Origin of the sequence: Streptococcus catagoni (genome assembly GCF_011421425.1) — a bacterium.
GTDB lineage: Bacteria > Bacillota > Bacilli > Lactobacillales > Streptococcaceae > Streptococcus > Streptococcus catagoni.
The window spans coordinates 404812-423613 of sequence record NZ_WPCW01000002.1 but is presented as its reverse complement, the minus strand read 5'-3'; the positions used below and the strand labels follow the sequence as shown (position 1 = coordinate 423613).

At 39.3% G+C, this 18802-nt stretch carries 18 protein-coding genes and 2 pseudogenes; 1 reads left to right on the top strand and 19 read right to left on the bottom strand.

What is annotated here, in order from left to right:
- Positions 1-2: 2 nt before the first annotated feature.
- Positions 3-1070 carry an acyltransferase gene (locus HBN42_RS05955; RefSeq protein ID WP_165994143.1) on the bottom strand — a complete coding sequence of 356 codons (1068 nt, stop codon included), beginning with the start codon at positions 1068-1070 and terminating at the stop codon, positions 3-5.
- A gap of 298 nt (positions 1071-1368) precedes the next feature.
- Between HBN42_RS05955 and serS the strand changes: the two genes are divergently transcribed.
- On the top strand, positions 1369-2649 hold the full coding sequence (gene serS / locus HBN42_RS05950; protein WP_165994142.1) for a serine--tRNA ligase: 1281 nt from the start codon (positions 1369-1371) through the stop codon (positions 2647-2649).
- A 30-nt stretch (positions 2650-2679) separates the two neighbouring features.
- Here the strand turns inward: serS and ldcB are convergent, their stop codons facing one another.
- From ldcB to grpE, 18 genes and pseudogenes are all read right to left on the bottom strand, one after another.
- Positions 2680-3384: an LD-carboxypeptidase LdcB/DacB gene (gene ldcB / locus HBN42_RS05945; RefSeq protein WP_165994141.1), complete on the bottom strand. Its 705-nt coding sequence runs from the start codon at positions 3382-3384 to the stop codon at positions 2680-2682.
- 47 nt (positions 3385-3431) lie between these two features.
- Positions 3432-4202 carry an acetyl-CoA carboxylase carboxyl transferase subunit alpha gene (locus HBN42_RS05940; RefSeq protein WP_165994140.1) on the bottom strand — a complete coding sequence of 257 codons (771 nt, stop codon included), beginning with the start codon at positions 4200-4202 and terminating at the stop codon, positions 3432-3434.
- Positions 4199-5065, bottom strand: coding sequence for an acetyl-CoA carboxylase, carboxyltransferase subunit beta (gene accD / locus HBN42_RS05935; protein WP_165994139.1), 867 nt, complete (start codon positions 5063-5065; stop codon positions 4199-4201). Before accD ends, HBN42_RS05940 begins: the two co-directional genes overlap by 4 nt.
- Positions 5066-5073: 8 nt before the next feature.
- A complete protein-coding gene (locus HBN42_RS05930; protein ID WP_165994138.1) occupies positions 5074-6438 on the bottom strand; it encodes an acetyl-CoA carboxylase biotin carboxylase subunit in 1365 nt (454 codons plus the stop codon).
- 28 nt (positions 6439-6466) lie between these two features.
- Positions 6467-6889 (bottom strand): 3-hydroxyacyl-ACP dehydratase FabZ, encoded by a 423-nt coding sequence (gene fabZ / locus HBN42_RS05925; protein WP_165994137.1) that lies wholly within the window; start codon positions 6887-6889, stop codon positions 6467-6469.
- Positions 6886-7134 (bottom strand): annotated as a pseudogene (locus HBN42_RS10330) (acetyl-CoA carboxylase biotin carboxyl carrier protein); the annotation flags it as partial. The pseudogene HBN42_RS10330 and the gene fabZ, both read right to left, overlap by 4 nt.
- A gap of 98 nt (positions 7135-7232) precedes the next feature.
- A pseudogene (locus HBN42_RS10325) lies at positions 7233-7347 on the bottom strand (acetyl-CoA carboxylase biotin carboxyl carrier protein); the annotation flags it as partial.
- Between the two features lie 240 nt (positions 7348-7587).
- On the bottom strand, positions 7588-8820 hold the full coding sequence (gene fabF, locus HBN42_RS05915; RefSeq protein ID WP_165994135.1) for a beta-ketoacyl-ACP synthase II: 1233 nt from the start codon (positions 8818-8820) through the stop codon (positions 7588-7590).
- A gap of 17 nt (positions 8821-8837) precedes the next feature.
- On the bottom strand, positions 8838-9572 hold the full coding sequence (gene fabG, locus HBN42_RS05910) for a 3-oxoacyl-[acyl-carrier-protein] reductase (protein ID WP_165994134.1): 735 nt from the start codon (positions 9570-9572) through the stop codon (positions 8838-8840).
- Positions 9573-9583: 11 nt separating this feature from the next.
- Complete coding sequence (gene fabD, locus HBN42_RS05905; RefSeq protein WP_165994133.1) at positions 9584-10504, bottom strand: ACP S-malonyltransferase; 921 nt, start codon at positions 10502-10504, stop codon at positions 9584-9586.
- Positions 10505-10525: 21 nt separating this feature from the next.
- On the bottom strand, positions 10526-11494 hold the full coding sequence (gene fabK, locus HBN42_RS05900) for an enoyl-[acyl-carrier-protein] reductase FabK (RefSeq protein ID WP_165994132.1): 969 nt from the start codon (positions 11492-11494) through the stop codon (positions 10526-10528).
- A gap of 185 nt (positions 11495-11679) precedes the next feature.
- A complete protein-coding gene (locus HBN42_RS05895; protein ID WP_165994131.1) occupies positions 11680-11904 on the bottom strand; it encodes an acyl carrier protein in 225 nt (74 codons plus the stop codon).
- A gap of 61 nt (positions 11905-11965) precedes the next feature.
- Complete coding sequence (locus tag HBN42_RS05890) at positions 11966-12940, bottom strand: beta-ketoacyl-ACP synthase III (RefSeq protein WP_165994130.1); 975 nt, start codon at positions 12938-12940, stop codon at positions 11966-11968.
- Entirely contained in the window at positions 12940-13374 is a 435-nt protein-coding gene (fabT, locus tag HBN42_RS05885; RefSeq protein ID WP_165994129.1) for a fatty acid biosynthesis transcriptional regulator FabT, read from the bottom strand. The genes HBN42_RS05890 and fabT overlap by 1 nt, the downstream gene beginning before the upstream one ends.
- A gap of 77 nt (positions 13375-13451) precedes the next feature.
- A complete protein-coding gene (locus HBN42_RS05880) occupies positions 13452-14243 on the bottom strand; it encodes an enoyl-CoA hydratase (protein ID WP_165994128.1) in 792 nt (263 codons plus the stop codon).
- A 154-nt stretch (positions 14244-14397) separates the two neighbouring features.
- The gene (dnaJ, locus tag HBN42_RS05875; RefSeq protein WP_165994127.1) at positions 14398-15534 is read right to left on the bottom strand and encodes a molecular chaperone DnaJ; all 1137 of its coding nucleotides are present in this window, start codon (positions 15532-15534) and stop codon (positions 14398-14400) included.
- Between the two features lie 630 nt (positions 15535-16164).
- A complete protein-coding gene (dnaK, locus tag HBN42_RS05870; protein ID WP_165994126.1) occupies positions 16165-17994 on the bottom strand; it encodes a molecular chaperone DnaK in 1830 nt (609 codons plus the stop codon).
- Between the two features lie 197 nt (positions 17995-18191).
- A complete protein-coding gene (gene grpE, locus HBN42_RS05865) occupies positions 18192-18740 on the bottom strand; it encodes a nucleotide exchange factor GrpE (RefSeq protein ID WP_165994190.1) in 549 nt (182 codons plus the stop codon).
- Positions 18741-18802 lie beyond the last annotated feature (62 nt).

The window sequence follows — 18802 nt, the reverse complement described above, 5'->3', positions numbered from 1 at the left end:
TTTTATATTTCTTGAAAAGGAAACATGCGATCTATCCACTTCATTAATTGGGCCACCCTCAACCACTCAAAGATATGGAAGCGACTTTTTTCTATGAGAAAGGCAAAGCCATAGATGAGGATGCTGACTCCCAGTATTAAAAAAGGATAGAGTAAAATATGGACATGAACAAAAGGTTCTGCAAAATCACGAATAACGAATCTTACCAAGAGCGGGTGTAAATGAGCCAGGTAGACACCAAGTGTTGCAGGTGAGACCACTCTTATAAAGGTAAAGAGAAAATGTTCTGGGGTAATAACCATTTTTGCAAAGATAATAAACAAGGAGATGGCACCCAAACTTAAACTTGGGGATACATACCAGTACCAGATATCACCAACTAAAAATTTCATAACATAGGTAATGGCCATGCAAAGAAAGTAAAGACCCAGAAGTTTTTTGGTACTAAATTGCTTGAGATTAATACGATGCAAATAAGCACCGACAATATATAAAATAATCAACCAGGTCATCTCAAAACCCTTACTGAGTGAAAATTCTGGTACAGGATTATTCATTAAAGCGGGCAAGAGAGAAAATACAACTATAATCAGAATAACTAAATTGCGAAGCTGACTATTACTTAAGGATCTGATACCTCCATTAATCATAGGCATAAAGACCAAGAGGCCAAAGTAGGCTGTCATATACCAGTACTCTCCACTAACAATTGGGAAAAAGGCGTGACGCCAATCATTGAAGCTTACTGGGAAGCCACAAAGGGCAAAGAGTGCCGTGATCGTAAAAGTGTAAAAGAAAACTTGTAGCCAAATATTAGCTAACTTAGAATACTTGTAAGTAGCATTTGCGCCCACATAACCGCTGATAAGGGCATAGCAATTAACCGCTCCATAGACCAAAACCTGCATAATCCAAGTCGTTACAAAATAAGAATCTGCCTCTCCTGATACGGTAGATCGCAGCCCTCCCTTACCTAGAACATGAGTAATCACTATCATAAACATCGAAATAATTCTCAGTAAATCTAGACCATAATGGTGTTCTCTTACTTTTTTTGTTTTTGCTATCATAGAAATATTTTATCACATGTTTTTTAATAATACCATTTGCTAAATATTTTAAACTTATCTCATAATACTGTTTACATTTAAAACTTTTTTGATATAATAGTCCTATCGGATAAGTAGTATTTTTTTCTTTTCAGAAAGTCTGTGGTCGCTGTAAACAGATAAGGGAAAAATGTGAAATTCTACCGAATAAACAATTTTATAACAATTAAGTGCACAGATTGTGAAGCTGGATGGAACCGCGCAAAAGCGCTCCAGCATATCACCATCTGTGTTTTTATTTTAAAAAAGGAGATTCAATATGCTAGATTTAAAACGTATCCGTACTGATTTTGACACTCTTGCCGCAAAGCTTAAGCATCGTGGCGTTTCTGAAGAAACCTTGACAAAACTACGTCAACTAGATGAAAAACGCCGTCAATTATTGGTGCAAACTGAAGAGCTTAAGGCTGAACGTAACACATCTTCAGCTGCTATTGCTCAAGCCAAACGTCAAAATGAAGATGCAAGCCAACAAATTGCTCAGATGCAAAAGCTGTCTACAGAAATTAAAACCATTGATACAGAACTAGCAGCTATTGATGACCAGGTAAAAGATATCATAACCTGTCTTCCAAATACGCCACATGATTCTGTTCCAATTGGTGCTGACGAAGATGAAAATGTCGAAGTTCGTCGTTGGGGAACTCCTCGTGAATTTGATTTTGATATCAAAGCTCACTGGGATATTGGAGAAGATCTAGATATCCTTGATTGGGAACGTGGTGCTAAGGTTACCGGAACTCGCTTCTTATTCTATAAAAACCTTGGTGCACGCCTTGAACGTGCTATCTATAATTTCATGTTAGATGAACACATCAAAGAAGGCTACCAAGAAATGATTACCCCTTACATGGTTAATCACGACTCAATGTTTGGTACTGGACAATATCCAAAATTCAAGGAAGATACCTTTGAACTAGATGGCACAAACTTTGTCCTCATCCCTACTGCAGAAGTACCTTTAACCAACTATTACCGAGGTGAAATCTTAGAAGGCAAGGACCTTCCTATTTACTTCACAGCTATGAGCCCATCATTTCGTTCTGAAGCCGGATCTGCTGGACGTGATACCCGTGGTTTAATTCGTTTACACCAATTCCATAAAGTAGAGATGGTTAAATTTGCTAAACCAGAACAGTCTTATGATGAATTAGAAAAAATGACTGCCAATGCTGAAAACATCCTTCAAAAATTAAATCTTCCTTACCGTGTCATTACCCTATGTACTGGTGACATGGGCTTCTCAGCGGCTAAGACTTATGATTTAGAAGTTTGGATTCCAGCTCAAAATACCTATCGTGAAATCTCAAGCTGTTCAAACACTGAAGACTTCCAAGCTCGCCGGGCACAAATCCGTTACCGTGATGAAGCTGATGGCAAAGTCAAACTCCTTCATACCTTGAATGGTTCAGGCTTAGCTGTTGGACGTACTGTAGCTGCAGTCTTAGAAAACTACCAAAATGAAGATGGTTCTGTCACTATCCCTGAAGTGCTTCGTCCTTACATGGGCGGCCTTGATACTATCAGACCAAAAAAATAAAGAGAAGGTTGGCCTAGGCCAACCTTCTCTTTATTTTTTATAATAGCCACCCTTGATACCTAGATATTCCTCCAGGGTTTTTCCGGAATGCGCTATTTCACTAGCTTCTTTTCCAATATAGCGAATATGCCAAGATTCTGCCCGATAGCCGGTGATCTTCTCTTTTTCTGGTAAATACCTAACAATAAAGCCATAGTCCGGAGCATGCCTAAAAAGCCAGTCAGAAGCTGACTTTTCTTCTAGCAAGTTCCCTTGGCTATCAATTAAATCAAAAGCTAATCCTGTTTGATGTTCACTATAACCAGGTCTTGCTGAATAGAGGTCTGCATTTTCCTTCCCGTCTCTTATGACATAATTTTCATAAAGTTGACTTTGCGTCTCATAAGAACGAAAACCACTATACTGGTCACTAAGAGCAAAGCCCTGTTTTTTCATCTGAACTTTCAGCTTTAAAAAAGCTGACTTAGCTTGTGGATTTTCACCAGGATTATAATCTTTGGAAAGGGGAAAACTCTTATTGACGATAATGATATCACTATATTTTCCTGGTATGCTGTAAAAAGACCCATTGTATTTCACAGCAACTGTCTTTGAACTAGCAGTATTTGGCTTCTTAGCTAATCTGCTTAAGGACTGTATTTTTGCATTGGCGGAATTGGAAAATCCTTCTTGTAAGTGACAGGCTGTTAAGAGAAAAATAAGTGAGATTAAAGTAAGGTATTTTATTGGTTTCATTGAACTCTCTCCTGAAAGTATTTAAAAATCCTATACTAGTAGGATTTTTAATATTTTCTAAAACGATTATACCTTTTTTCCAGCAATTCATCTAGGGGCAACTCTCTTAAACTGGTCAAAGTGCTAAACAAGCTTTTTTTAATCTCTTCAACAATTTCACTGGTAAAATAGCCACGCTCAGGAATAATGCGGTCAATGACCTCCATACGATAAAGTTCCCTTGCAGTTATTTTCATCAGTTCTGCTGCTTCTGTTGCCCTGGTGCCATCTTTCCATAAAATAGAAGCAAAGCCCTCAGGACTCAATACGGCATATATGGTATTTTCAAGCATCCAAACCTGATCTGCCAAAGCCAAGGCTAGGGCACCACCAGAACCACCTTCTCCAATGATAATGGCAATAATAGGAACCTTTAGGTCACTCATTTCAAGCAGATTTCTGGCAATGGCTTCACCTTGTCCTCGCTCTTCAGCTCCAACACCAGGATATGCTCCTGCTGTATTAATCAGGGTAATGATTGGACGACCAAATTTTTCAGCCTGTTTCATTAACCTTAAAGCTTTTCGGTAACCTTCAGGATTTGGTTGACCAAAATTACGTTTCAAATTATCCTGTAGGTTAGAACCCTTTTGAATACCCACCAGGGTTACAGGCATCTCCTGTAAATAACCAATGCCGCCAATTACAGCTCCATCATCTGCAAATTGACGATCTCCATGGAATTCCATGAAGTCATCTAAGATCAAAGAAGCATAGTCTAAGGCACTTAGTCTTCCTTGATCTCTTGCTTCTTTAAGAATACGTGAAACTTCTGTCATTTGTCACCTCCATGAAAGGCAAGAAGGCGCGCAATCACCTCTGGTAGATCTGTTCGTTTGACGATAGCATCAACAAAACCATGTTCTAATAAAAACTCAGCCTTTTGAAAGCCTTCCGGCAGGTCTTCTCTGACCGTTGTTTCTATAACCCGCCTTCCAGCAAAACCAACTAGAGATTGTGGTTCGGCAAGAATAACATCGCCTTGCATAGCAAAACTAGCTGTCACTCCACCAGTGGTTGGATCTGTCAGAATAGTTAAATAGAATAAACCAGCATTGGAATGCTTTTTGACAGCTGCAGAGATCTTGGCCATCTGCATAAGGCTCATTATCCCTTCTTGCATCCTAGCACCTCCTGAAGCTGTAAAAATTATAAGTGGCAACCTTTCCTTAGTGGCCAACTCAATCAAGCGTGTTAGTTTCTCTCCAACTACTGTCCCCATACTGGCCATAATAAAACGAGAATCCATAATGGCAAGTGCTGCCTTTTGTCCTTTGACACGTCCAGTTCCCGTTAAAACAGCTTCATGCAAGCCTGTCTTACTTCTGGCCATCTCTATTTTTTCTTGGTATTTAGGAAACTGTAAGGGATCCTTACTTTCAATATCCGTAAATAGCTCGGTAAAGGAGCCTTCGTCTACCGTGATCATCAACCTTTCCTGAGCTGATATCCTAAAATTATAAGAACACTTAGGACACACCTTAAGAATACCCAAGTCTTTTTGATAAATGAGGTGCTTACAGGATGGACACTTAGCAAATAATTCCTCAGGAACTTCTGGAATCTTATTGTTTAAAGGCCCTTTGAGAGAATTATTGGGAGTTATACGAATATATTTATCCTTTTTACTAAATAATGCCATTGAAACTCCTATTCTTTATGATAGTTCGGTAAAAAAGTTTCCATCAGAAAGGACGTATCATAATCTCCCGCGATAACTTTTTGATCTGAAATTAAGTCCATTTGAAATTCAATGTTGGTTGATAAACCCTCTATTTCAAGCTCATAAAGGGCTCTTTGCATTTTCATCAAGGCATCAAAACGATTCTCACCATGAACAATAACCTTAGCAATCATACTGTCGTAGTAAGGCGGAATGGTATAGCCTTGATAAACAGCAGAATCAATACGTAGCCCGACACCACCACAGGGTAGGTACAAATCTTTTATCTTACCAGGACTGGGTGCAAAATTGAAGGCTGGATTTTCCGCATTAATACGGCACTCAATAGCATGTCCTTGAAAATGGATATCTTCTTGTTTAAAAGATAGGGGAAAACCAGCTGCAATTCGGATCTGTTCTTTTACAATGTCTATACCTGTCACAAATTCGGTAACAGGATGCTCAACCTGGATACGGGTATTCATCTCCATAAAGTAAAAATTGCCACTTGCCTCATCCAGCAAGAATTCAATGGTTCCAGCATTTACGTAGCCAACTGCCTTAGCAGCTTTAACGGCCGCTTCCCCCATCTTGCTTCTAAGAGAGGGACCTATGGCAATAGAAGGACTCTCCTCTAAAACCTTTTGGTTATGACGCTGTAAGGAACAATCACGTTCTCCCAGATGAAGAATCTGACCAAAGCTGTCACCCAGGATTTGTACCTCAATATGCCTAGCAGGATAAATAACCTTTTCGACATACATGGCTCCATTTCCAAAGGCGCTCAAAGCCTCTTGTGAGGCTGAGTGAAAGGCTTCTTCTAGTTCAGATTCTGAGTTAACCTTTCTTATTCCTTTTCCTCCGCCACCAGCAGAAGCCTTGAGCATAATAGGATAAGCTATTTCCTCAGCAATTTTCTTTGCTTCTTCAACCGTAAAGATTTCACCAGATGAACCGGGAATGACAGGAACTCCAGCTTCTACCATGACCTCCCTGGCATTAATCTTATCCCCCATCTTATCCATAATATCTGCAGATGGACCAATGAATTGAATATTCATTTCCTCACACATGGTCGCAAACTTAGAATTTTCACTTAAAAAACCAAAGCCAGGGTGAATAGCTTGCGCTCCGCTGACAATTGCAGCAGATAAAACAGAGTTCATATTTAAATAAGAATCCGCCGCCTTAGCTGGACCAATGCAGATTGCTTGATCAGCCAGAATGGTATGCAGCGCTTCTTTATCTGCTTCTGAATAGACAGCAACTGTGGAAATCCCTAGTTCCCTAGCCGCTCTGATAATTCTAACGGCAATTTCACCACGGTTAGCTATTAAGATTTTTTTAAACATCTTTATTTCCTCCACAGAACATTTTTACTTACTGACCAATTGCAAATGTCAATGTTCCGCTTGCTGCTAACTTACCATCCACTTCTGCTTTTGCATTAACGACAGCTATATTAGCCCTTCTTTTGACGAATTCTACGGTCATGATCAGTTGATCCCCAGGAACCACTTGTTTTTTGAATTTAACCTTATCCATGCCCGCATAAAAGACAAGCTTATCTTTATTTTCTTCTTTTGACAATTCTAAGACACCAGCAGTCTGTGCCAAGGCCTCCATAATTAAGACCCCTGGCATAACTGGGTACTGTGGAAAATGCCCTGTAAAAAATGGTTCGTTAATGGTCACATTTTTAAGAGCCACAATATGGTCTTCACTTGCTTCAAGAACGCGATCAACTAGAAGCATAGGGTAGCGGTGTGGTAGTGCGTCTTGAATAGCTTTGATATCAATCATTTAATTCTTACCAAGCCTTTCCCGTATTCTATCATTTCTTCATTAGAGACTAGAACTTCCGTCACAATACCATCATTTGGTGCTGGAACTTCATTCATAACTTTCATAGCTTCAATGATTAAGAGTGTCTGTCCCTTTTTAACCTGATCACCTACTGACACAAAATTAGGTTTTCCTGGTGCAGGAGATAGGTAGGCAACACCGACCAATGGACTTTGGACCAATTGACCTTCTGCCACTGGTAATTCTTCTCTTCTTACTTCTACTTCTGTCTCTAAAATCTCTTGTTCCGGTGCACTCACTCTCTCTTGAGGGCTAGGGGTCAAGGCTGTTGTTACAAGTTGCTTCTGCTCATTTTTACTAAAGCAGATTTCAGCTTCATTTGTTTTAAAGGAAAATTCCCTAAGGCTTGATTCATCGAACTGTGTCATCAAGTCTTTTACTACTTGAATATCCAAACTAAGTCTCCCAATCTTCAAATTCCAGAATTATTCCACTAAAAGGATTTTCTTCTTTCAAAAAGTTTTCCATTTGCGGTAGTATGTCGTTACTATGTTTTTTGTATTTTTTATATTACATTCAGTTGAGTGATTCTTTTTAAAAATTAGATCAATTTTTTCGATCTTTAGAGTAAGCTCGTTTAAGCCTAATGCATCTAAATGTGAAATTAAATTTCTAATCTCCTCAAAGGCCCACACTTAATCCTCCCAATCTTTAAATGCTAAAACAGCATTATGGCCACCAAATCCAAAGGTGTTAGAAAGGGCATAGCGAATTTTAGACACTTTTCCTTGACCACATACAATATTTGCTTCAATGTCATCTGAAAGTTCTCTTGTTCCTGCTGTCATTGGTATGTAACTATGACGCATGGCTTCAATGGTAGCAATCGCTTCTACAGCCCCTGCCGCCCCTAATAAATGTCCTGTAAATGATTTGGTTGAAGAAACTGGAACTGACTTGCCAAGTACTGCAACAATGGCTTGACTTTCACCCTTTTCATTAGCAGGTGTAGAGGTACCGTGTGCATTGACATAATCAATATCCTTAGCTTCTAGTCCAGCCTCATCCAAGGCCAACTGAATAGCTTTTCTAGCTCCTAATCCTTCTGGATGTGGAGAAGTCATATGGTAAGCATCACAAGTATTTCCATAGCCTACTATTTCAGCTAGGATCGTTGCGCCACGTTTTTGAGCATGTTCCAAACTTTCAAGAACTAACATACCAGAACCCTCCCCCATGATAAAGCCATTTCTCTCCTTATCAAATGGAATCGAACTACGGCTTGGGTCTACGGTTGTTGACAATGCTGTCAAACTTTGGAAACCTGAAATAGCAAAAGGTGTGATGGAAGATTCTGCGCCACCAACTACCATGATATCTTGTAGGCCAAATTTGATGGTATGATAAGCATCTCCTATAGCATCATTTGATGAGGCACAGGCTGTATTTATTGACTTACAAACGCCTTTTGCTTCTAACTTCATAGCCACATTACCAGCAGCCATATTAGGCAAGGCCTTTGGCAAAGTCATTGGCTTAACACGTTTTGTTCCCTTTTCATGAAGACGAATGACCTGTTCTTCAATTTCTGTGATACCACCAATCCCAGAAGCAACAATAACTCCCATACGGTCTTTATTGACTTCTTCTAAATCAAGTCGGGCATTTTTGACAGCTTCCAAGGAAGCATAAAGCGCATATAGGGAATACATGTCAAAACGATTCAGATCTTTCTTGGTAAAGTATTTATCAAAGGGGAAATCATCTATCTGAGCAGCATTTTTAACAGCATAATCACTAGTGTCAAATCTGGTAATGGGTGCAATCCCGATTTTACCATTTCTTAAACTTGTCCAAAAATCTTCAGGTGTATTACCAATTGGTGAGGTTAATCCATAACCTGTCACGACCACTCTATTATGATTCATATTTTATTACCTCTTTATTATTGCATGGTTACGCCACCATCAATGGCAATAACCTGTCCTGTAATATAGTTTTGACCAGCTAGGAATCTAACTAGTTCTGCAACTTCTTTTGCCTCTCCAATTCTGCCAATTGGAACCTGACTTAAAATAGCCTCTTGTGTTTTTTCTGGCAGTACATCTGTCATATCTGACATGATAAATCCTGGTGCTACAGCATTAACACAGATGCCACGACTAGCAATTTCTCTTGCTAGAGACTTAGTCAGACCAATCAATCCAGCCTTGGATGCGGCATAGTTTGCTTGGCCAGCATTACCTGTTAGGCCCACAACACTAGAAATATTGATAATAGATCCCTGTCTAGCCTTTAACATTGGTTTTAAAACGGCTTGAGACATATTAAAGGCACCCGTTAGATTGATTTTTAGAACTTTTTCAAAGTCTTCCTCTGTCATACGCATGATCAGTTTATCATTAGTAATTCCAGCGTTATTGACAAGAATATCCACAGACCCAAGTTCATCTATAGCTTGCTGGATCATTCTTTTAGCATCTGCACCATCTGATACATCTCCTGAAACAGGGCATACCTTGACATTATATGAAGCAAAGTCTGATAGAAGAGTTTCCGAAATAGCAGATCTTCCATTTATAACAATATTTGCTCCAGCTTCAGCAAAAGCATGGGCAATTGCTAGACCAATTCCTCTTGTAGAACCTGTAATAAATACATTTTTTCCTGTTAATTCCATAAAATACCTCTCTAATTCTTTAAATAATCTCTCAAAGTTTGAATGTCTTCAATGCTTTGACACTGCAAGTTTTTATCAATTTTTTTAATAAAGCCACTAAGAATTTTTCCAGGACCAATTTCAATGAACTGGTCGCAACCCAAAGCCTTCATGGTCTGGATACTTTCGTAGAACCGAACAGGTTCCATTACTTGTCTTTCAAGTAGCTGTGCTATGTCTTCTTTGGACATAAGCTTAGCTTCTGTATTTCCAACCAAGGGTATCTTAAGTTCTTTAAAATCTATCTTCCTTAATTCTTGTCCTAATTTTTCACTTGCCGATGCTAAAAGTGCTGTATGAAAGGGACCTGAGACATTTAAGGGAATCAGTCTTTTACTTCCTCTTTCCTTTAAAAGCTCAATGGCTGCATTGACAGCCTCTACCTGACCACCAATGACAATTTGTCCTGGGGTATTATAGTTAGCCGGCCAAACAATTCCTAGGTCAGAGACTTCCTTACAAGCTGCTTCAATGATAGAGGCTTCTGTATTTAAAACAGCCACCATCTTGCCGCTGCCCCTAGGTGCTGCCTCTTCCATCAGTTGGCCTCTTTTAGCCACTAGGCTTAGGGCATCTTTAAAATCAATAGCACCTGAAGCTACAAGAGCCGAATATTCACCAAGTGATAAGCCAGCTACATAGTCTGCATGGAACTTATGACTCTTTAATAAACGATAGATAGCGATCGAAGTTGTTAAAATAGCAGGTTGTGTGTACCTGGTTTGATTGAGCTTCTCCTGATCATGATCTATTAGAAATCTAAGATCATAACCCAGTACTTGACTGGCTTGATCAAATGTTTCTTTTACTATCGGAAAAGCTTCATAGAGGTCCTTACCCATTCCTAACTTTTGGGAACCTTGCCCTGCAAATAATAAGGCTGTTTTTGTCATTTCATTCCTCACAAGTATTTTTTAGTTGTTGAGTACATTTTCCCAATTTTTAGCCTGATCTCTAATGACCTTAGCCGCTCCATAGAAAATATCAGCTATGATTTCCTGACAGCTTACTTCCTTGGTGATAAGCCCTGCAATTTGCCCAGCCATAACTGAACCATTAACGACATCACCGTCAACTACTGCATTTCTTAGTGAACCGGCTCCCATCTCATCAATTTCAGATGCAGTTTTTTCACCAGCTAAAAATTCTTTTTCGGCCTTAGAATAAGCATTTGTCAGCTTGTTTTTGATGGATCTTACGGGATGGCCAACGACTTGTGCAGAAACAACTGTATCAATATCCTTAGCCTTTAGGATCCTATCCTTAAAATTCTGATGGGCATTAGATTCTTTAGCAACAACAAAGCGTGTTCCTACTTGGACAGCTTCTGCACCCAGCATAAAGGCTGCCGCTGCTCCTCTGCCATCTCCTATACCTCCTGCAGCAATAACAGGAATGGTTAAAGTTTCAACTACCTGACGTACCAGAGTCATCGTGGTTAGCTTACCAATATGCCCGCCTGCTTCCATGCCTTCTGTAATCACAGCGTCAACGCCTAATTTTTCCATTCTTTTTGCCAGCGCAACACTAGGAACTACTGGGATAACTATGATTCCAGCTTCATGCAGACGTTCCATATACTTACCAGGATTGCCAGCACCAGTCGTTACAACTTTAACACCTTCTTCAATTACCAAATCTACGATATCCTCGGCAAATGGTGAGAGGAGCATGATATTGACACCAAAGGGTTTATCAGTAATAGCTTTTACGCGGTCAATATTTGCTTTGACAACTTCTTTAGGAGCATTTCCACCACCAATGATCCCTAGACCACCTGCGTTTGAAACCGCTCCGGCCAAATCGCCATCGGCCACCCAGGCCATTCCTCCTTGGAATATCGGATATTCAATATTTAGTAATTCTGTAATTCGTGTTTTCATTATATACCTTCTATTACAAAGAAAATAATTTGATAATCAAACTATTAGTGTAAGAAGAAAGGATGAAATATTCCTTGAAGAGGGGTAATCTCACCCGTTTGTTCTTTTTATTAGATCTACAGCAAATCAAAAAACGATAAGGAATGGTTTCAAGAAATGCCTAAGTTTCTAGTCTAATTAAGCTCTTATTTTGTTTTTTCTTCTACATAAGCAACCAAGTCGCCGACAGTATTTAAGCCTTCTTCAGTTTCAATTTGGATGTCAAATGCATCTTCAATTTCTGAAATAACTTGGAAAACGTCTAAAGAATCTGCATCCAACTCATCAAAAGTTGTTTCCATTTTCACTTCTTCTGTTTCTTTACCAAGTTCTTCTACGATAATTTCTTGTACTTTTTCAAATACTGCCATTTTATTTCTCCTTAAAAATGTGTAAGTTTATTTTTATAAATGTGATCGCCACATAATATAACTAAATTTTAACAATTAGACTTCCCCATGTCAAACCTCCACCGAAACCGGAAAGTAAGACTGTCTGGCTACCATCTAACCTAATTTGCCCCTTTTGGACAGACTCTGATAACAAGATTGGAATACTTGCTGCGCTAGTATTTCCATAGGTCATCATATTCTCTAGAAATTTCTCTCGAGATAGACCGATTTTCTTTGCCATTTTATCTAAAATTCTTTTATTAGCCTGATGTAAGAAGAGATAATCAATGGTCTCTTTGTCAAGTCCGCTTTCTTTAATCAAGTCTGAAATGTTTTTAGAAACATCACGAATGGCAAAATCAAAAATAGCTCTTCCATCCATCTTAATATAGGGGTCTGAATCAGTACTTTCTGAAAAGGGTGAAGATAAACCGCTTATTCCAGAGGTTAAACACTGTGCTTTTGTTCCATCGGTACTTAAAGATTCAGCCAAAAAGTGAGGTTGATCTGAAGCTTCGATAAGGACACCTCCAGCGCCATCACCAAACAAAACTGCTGTTGTTCTATCTGTCCAATCCAGTTGTTTTGATAATATCTCTGCACCAATAATCAAACCTTTTTGGTAAAGGCCAGAGCTAATCAATTTATCGCCCATGGCCAGAGCATAAACAAAGCCGCTACAAGCTGCACTGAGGTCAAAAGCGAAGGCTTTACTGGCTCCGATAGCTCCCTGGACCTTGGCTGCTGTTGAGGGCATAGTCGAATCGGAGCTAATAGTAGCCAAAATGATAAAATCAAGTTCTTGGGCTGAATAATTGCTTTTTTTCAGTAACTTTTCAGCCACCTTAATAGCTAAGTCACTGGTTTCCTCATTCTGAGAGATACGTCTCTCTTTAATACCAGTTCTTGAAGAGATCCACTGATCGGTGGTCTCTAAAATGGTAGTCAAGTCGTCATTTGTCACAACTTGTTTTGGGACATAATGAGCTGCCTGACTAATCTTTGTATAGGGCATTAAATAAGGTCCTCCAAAAACTGATGTAGATTACTAAGTCCCTTTAATAGAGCTTTCATCGTTTCTTCATCCATTTCTTTAATAACATGACCAACCATGTTTTTATGAAATTTTGCATGTAAACGATCTAAAAGTCTACCTTTCTTGGTCAGGCTCAAAAAAACTACCCGTCTATCTGAAAGTGATCGTGTCCGTTCAATATAACCTTTAGCTTCAAGTTTATTGAGACTGGTTGTAACAGTACCTAAGGTAATCATTAATTCCCTAGCGATGTCACTGGGAGTAACTTGATTATATTTACCAATAATCTCAATGGTATGCATCTCTTTTAAAGAAACATCATTAAATTGACTAGTTTTCAGACTTATCTCTTCAATCACTAAAATACGATTAAATATGTCCACTAAATAGTCATTAATTTGTTGATATTCCACCTGGGCACCTCCCTCCAATAAACTTTGACTTTCAAATTATATCAGAGTTCAAACTATATTGCAAGAATTTATGAAGTCTAAGCATTTTTAAAATTTGGTCTTCTTCTTTCGCTATAAGCTTTTACGCCTTCTTTAAAATCTTCTTTATAAGCCAATTGACTTTGTAATTCCAACTCCAAAGGTGCATAGTTTTCCCAGTCTGAAAAATAACTTTGCCAAACTAAAGCTTTCATAGCTGCATAAGAATTAGAAGAGCCTCTTTTAAGTCTTTTTAGGACTTGCTCAAGGGTAGCTTCCAAATCTTCTGACTTAGATACCTTGTAGGCAAAGCCATATTCTAATGCTTTTTCAGCAGAGACTGCTTCTCCAGTCATAACTAAATGAACAGCTCGGTTTAAACCTACTGCACGTGTTAGCAAGTAAAGTCCTCCTGCATCTGGTGCTAAACCAACATTTACAAAGGCCTGAACAAATTTTGTCTTGTCGCTAATCAGACAGAAGTCCACTGCTAGAGCAATGTTAAAGGCTGCTCCAGCTACTGCACCATCAGCACAAAGAATTACTGGTTTTGGCAGATGCTTTATCTCATAAGTAATAACCTGTACCAGCTCTGCAATTTTCTCTAAGGATTGAATATCCTCATCGTCAACTGCTCTTTTCATTTCTACTAGATCTCCGCCCACAGAGAAAACTTTCCCCACGGCTTTAATGACCAGAAAACGAATGTTGGCATCTTTTTTCACTTGCTCTATGACATCAAGTATTTCTTGACAGGAAGCAACATTAAAACCATTTGAAATTTCAGGTCTGTTGAGCGTCAGTGTAGCAACTTCTTCTCTTATTTCAAATAATATTGTTTGATAGCTCATTGGACTACCCCTTTCCAGTTTAAAACAAGGAACATGTAAAAAGTAGTTTGATATTCAAACTACCGTGACATTATTTTACCCTAACTTTGTCATTCTTGCAATCATTTTAATCAAAAAAACCTGAACATTTTTTGTTCAGGTTGGAAATAAGTGTTTAGATTTCTTCAAAGGCGTCTTTTACTTTATCAAAAAAGCCTTTTTTCTTAGGAGCTGATACAGCCTCTCCGCTAGCCTCTGCAAAGGCTTTAAGCGCCTCTTTTTGAGCCTCATTCAGTTTTGTAGGAGTCACAACATTAATGGTTACATGTTGATCGCCCTGTCCACTCCCTCGTAATTTAGGAGCGCCCTTTCCTTTGAGTCGGAAAGTTTTACCTGTTTGTGTTCCAGAAGGAATAGACATTTCAACATCGCCGTGAACTGTTGGAATATCAACTGTAGCACCAAGAGCTGCTTGGACAAAGGAAATATTTAGGGTATAGTAAATGGTTGAACCATTGCGCTCAAATTTCTGGCTAGGCAAGACATTTAAGACAACAAAGAGATCACCATAAGGGCCGCCATTGAAGCCAGCTTCCCCTTGACCTTGAAGGCGGATCTGTTGACCCGTTTCAACCCCAGCTGGGATTTTCACAGAAACCTTATGGGTTTCTTTTTCATGTCCACTTCCATGACAGGTTGGACACGGGCTCTTAATCTCTTTCCCTGTTCCATGACAGACATCACAGGTAACCTGACGTCTCATCATACCTAGTGGTGTTTGGGTATCAACTGTGATCACCCCAGAACCATGACAACGTCCACAGGTTACAGGACTGGTTCCAGGTTTAGCACCAGAACCAGAACAGGTATGACAGACTGATTCTCGATTATAGGATACTTCTTTTTCGACACCAAAAATAGCTTCTTCAAAAGAAAGATTAACCCGGTATTGAAGATCATCACCTTGTCTTGGCGCATTTGGGTTACGACTTGCACCGCCACCAAAGAAGCTTGAGAAGATATCTTCAAAGCCACCGAAGCCGCCGCCATCAAAACCACCAAAACCGCCTGCTCCACCACCAAAGCCTCCTTGGGCTCCAGCAGCACCATACTGATCATAGGCAGCACGTTTTTGAGAATCGCTCAAGGTTTCATAAGCTTCTTGAACTTCTTTATACTTTTGTTCAGCTCCTGCCTCCTTATTAATATCTGGATGATATTTTTTTGACATTTTACGGTAGGCCTTTTTGATCTCATCTTGTGAGGCATCCTTGGAAATACCTAACCGTTCATAAAATTCAGTATTGTTCATATAATATAAGATACCAAGCCCGTAAAAGACAACCGTGAAAATAGGAAACTGAAGAAGTATGCTTACATACAAATCAGTTTATCTTTTTCACACAGTCCTTAGGGCGGGTTCATTTCCTCTCTATAAGATACAAAGGGCGTTGTTCGTAGCCCGTGTTTGATTGCTCAAACACTTGCCATCCTTCATTTTGTTACATTCACACAAGCAAGCTCAGAAAGATTAATGCCTCTCTAAGTTTGCTTTTATATCAGAATCCTTAGTTTTTACAGCCAAAACAGACGGGGCGAGGCGCCCCGCCTTTTTGGAGTACTACTATCGTCGAAAATGGGACTGTTCAGTTTGAAGAAAAAATCGCTTTTTGCTACCTTCCTTAGGTGCTGTCGGACAGGTTAAACAGTCAGGGGAGTGACTGTTTAAGAAAACCAAAGAATTCCATACCTAACTTTCGAGCCTAAGGTCTCGAAAGTTCCGACTGTCTAAAATGCCTATAATATAGGCGTTTTAGGCAGTTTCAGCACAGCAGAGTTAGCGTTAATAAGCTCGCAGAAATAGAAAATCTATTGATAGCCTGCAGAGCTTCTTAGCCTATTACCTACAGTCTGAACAGTCCACAGGACTGCCACTCACTTCCTATTTCTCCGTAAATTCACCATCTACAACATCATCGCCGTTTGAAGCTTGGTCTGCAGATTGAGCGCCTTCTGCTCCTTGAGCTGCTTGTTGTGCTGCTGCAGCTTGTTCATACATCTTGACTGCTAATGCTTGTGCTTTTTCATTTAATGCTTCAAGTTTAGCTTTCATATCTTCAAGATTTCCAGATTCTTGAGCTGTTTTTAGTTCATCAAGTGCTGATTGAGCAGCATCACGTTCTGTGTCGAAACCTTTACCTTCAGTTTCTTTGATGGTTTTTTCAGTGGCAAAGATGGCTTGATCAACTTCGTTTTTAAGGTCAACTTCTTCTTTACGTTTAGCATCTGCTTCTGCATTTGCTTCTGCGTCTTTCATCATGCGGTCAATTTCTTCTTCAGAAAGACCGTCGTTAGACTTGATAACGATATGTTGTTCTTTTTGTGTACCAAGGTCTTTAGCTTTAACAGAAACGATACCGTTTTTGTCAATGTCAAAGGTTACTTCGATTTGAGGAATTCCACGAGGTGCTGCTGGAATATCAGTCAATTGGAAACGTCCAAGAGTCTTGTTGTCTGCTGCCATTGGGCGCTCACCTTGAAGAACGTGGATATCAACAGCTGGTTGGTTGTCTGCTGCTGTTGAGAAGACTTGTGATTTTGAAGTAGGAATTGTAGTGTTGCGGTCGATCAATTTAGTGAAGACACCACCCATTGTTTCAATACCAAGTGACAATGGTGTTACGTCAAGAAGGACAACATCTTTAACATCACCAGTGATAACACCACCTTGGATGGCAGCACCCATAGCTACAACTTCATCTGGGTTAACAGATTTGTTTGGTTCTTTACCAGTTTCAGCTTTAACAGCTTCAACAACTGCAGGAATACGAGTTGAACCACCAACTAGGATAACTTCATCAATTTCTGAAAGTGATAAACCAGCATCTGAAAGAGCACGACGAACTGGTGTTTTAGTACGTTCTACTAGGTCGCGAGTAAGGTCATCAAATTTAGCACGAGACATGCTCATTTCTAAGTGAAGAGGGCCTGCTGCTCCAGCTGTGATAAATGGTAGGCTGATTTGTGTTTGAGTCACACCTGAAAGATCTTTTTTAGCTTTTTCAGCAGCGTCTTTCAAACGTTGTAAAGCCATTTTATCTTGTGAAAGGTCAATACCATTTTCTTTTTTGAATTCTTCAACTAAGAAATCAATGATTTTTTGGTCGAAGTCGTCACCACCAAGTTTGTTGTCACCAGCAGTTGCTAAAACATCAAAGACACCATCACCTAATTCAAGGATTGATACGTCAAAGGTACCACCACCAAGGTCAAATACCAAGATTTTTTCTTCTTTGTCAGTTTTATCCATACCATAAGCAAGTGCTGCAGCAGTTGGTTCGTTGACAATACGTTCAACTTCTAAACCAGCAATTTTACCGGCATCTTTTGTAGCTTGACGTTGAGCATCATTGAAGTAAGCAGGTACAGTGATAACTGCTTTTTCAACTTTTTCACCTAAGTACTCTTCTGCATAGCCTTTTAGGTATTGAAGAATCATAGCTGAAATTTCTTGTGGTGTGTACTCTTTACCATTAGCTGATACTTTTTCGGAAGTACCCATTTTTGATTTAATAGAAATAACTGTATCTGGGTTTGTAACAGCTTGACGTTTCGCTGCATCACCAACAATGATTTCACCATTTTTGAAAGATACAACTGAAGGAGTTGTACGGTTACCTTCTGGGTTTGCAATAATTTTACTTTCAGTCCCTTCAAGAACTGCAACTGCTGAGTTAGTTGTACCTAAGTCAATACCGATAATTTTAGACATATTATATACCTCTTTAATTTTTGTTTTTTGCTTTCTATCCTAGTTTTATGTCATCCCGGACACGTAAAAATCGCTGGTTAGAACATTTTCTATACGAATCGATAATATTCCGTATAGAAAATTAGTAAGGAGCCTAGGCAATTCGCCATAGCGATTGCCATTTGTTGATGACTTGCTTTAGCAACCATCAGCATTGGCTAATTATAAACAACTACCATTGCTGGCCTTAATAGGCGTTCGTGTAACTTATAGCCTTTTTGGAGGACCTGTGCAATGGTGTCGGCTGGATGTTCTTCATCAGCTTCTAAAGTTTGAACAGCCATGTGTAGGTTGTGATCAAAGCTTTCCACTGGAACTTCTTCGATACCTTCTTCTTTAAGGGCTTGGATCAAACTTTCTTGAACCATTTCTATTCCTTTTTTAACATCATCAGTTAGGCCTTCAACAGCTAAAGCTCTTTCCAAATTGTCTAGACTTGGAAGGATTTTTTTAGCTAAGTCTTGGGAACGATAACGTTGCAGACTTTGACGTTCTTCATGTGATCTGCGTTGGACATTTTGCATTTCAGCATGGGCACGAAGATACTTATTTTCAAATTCTTCTGCTCGTTCATGAGCCATCTCCAAGTCTGTTTTTTTAGGAAGTTCTTCAACTTTGTCTTCTTTTACTTCTGCTGAGTCTTCTTTCATTTCTTCAAGCTCTTGATCAGGAACTTTTTCGTCTTTGACTTCTTCTTCCTTGTTCATTTCTTCTTTTTTAGATTTTTTTGACAAAACTAAGACCTCTTTCTTTTTTGATAGTCATTGTG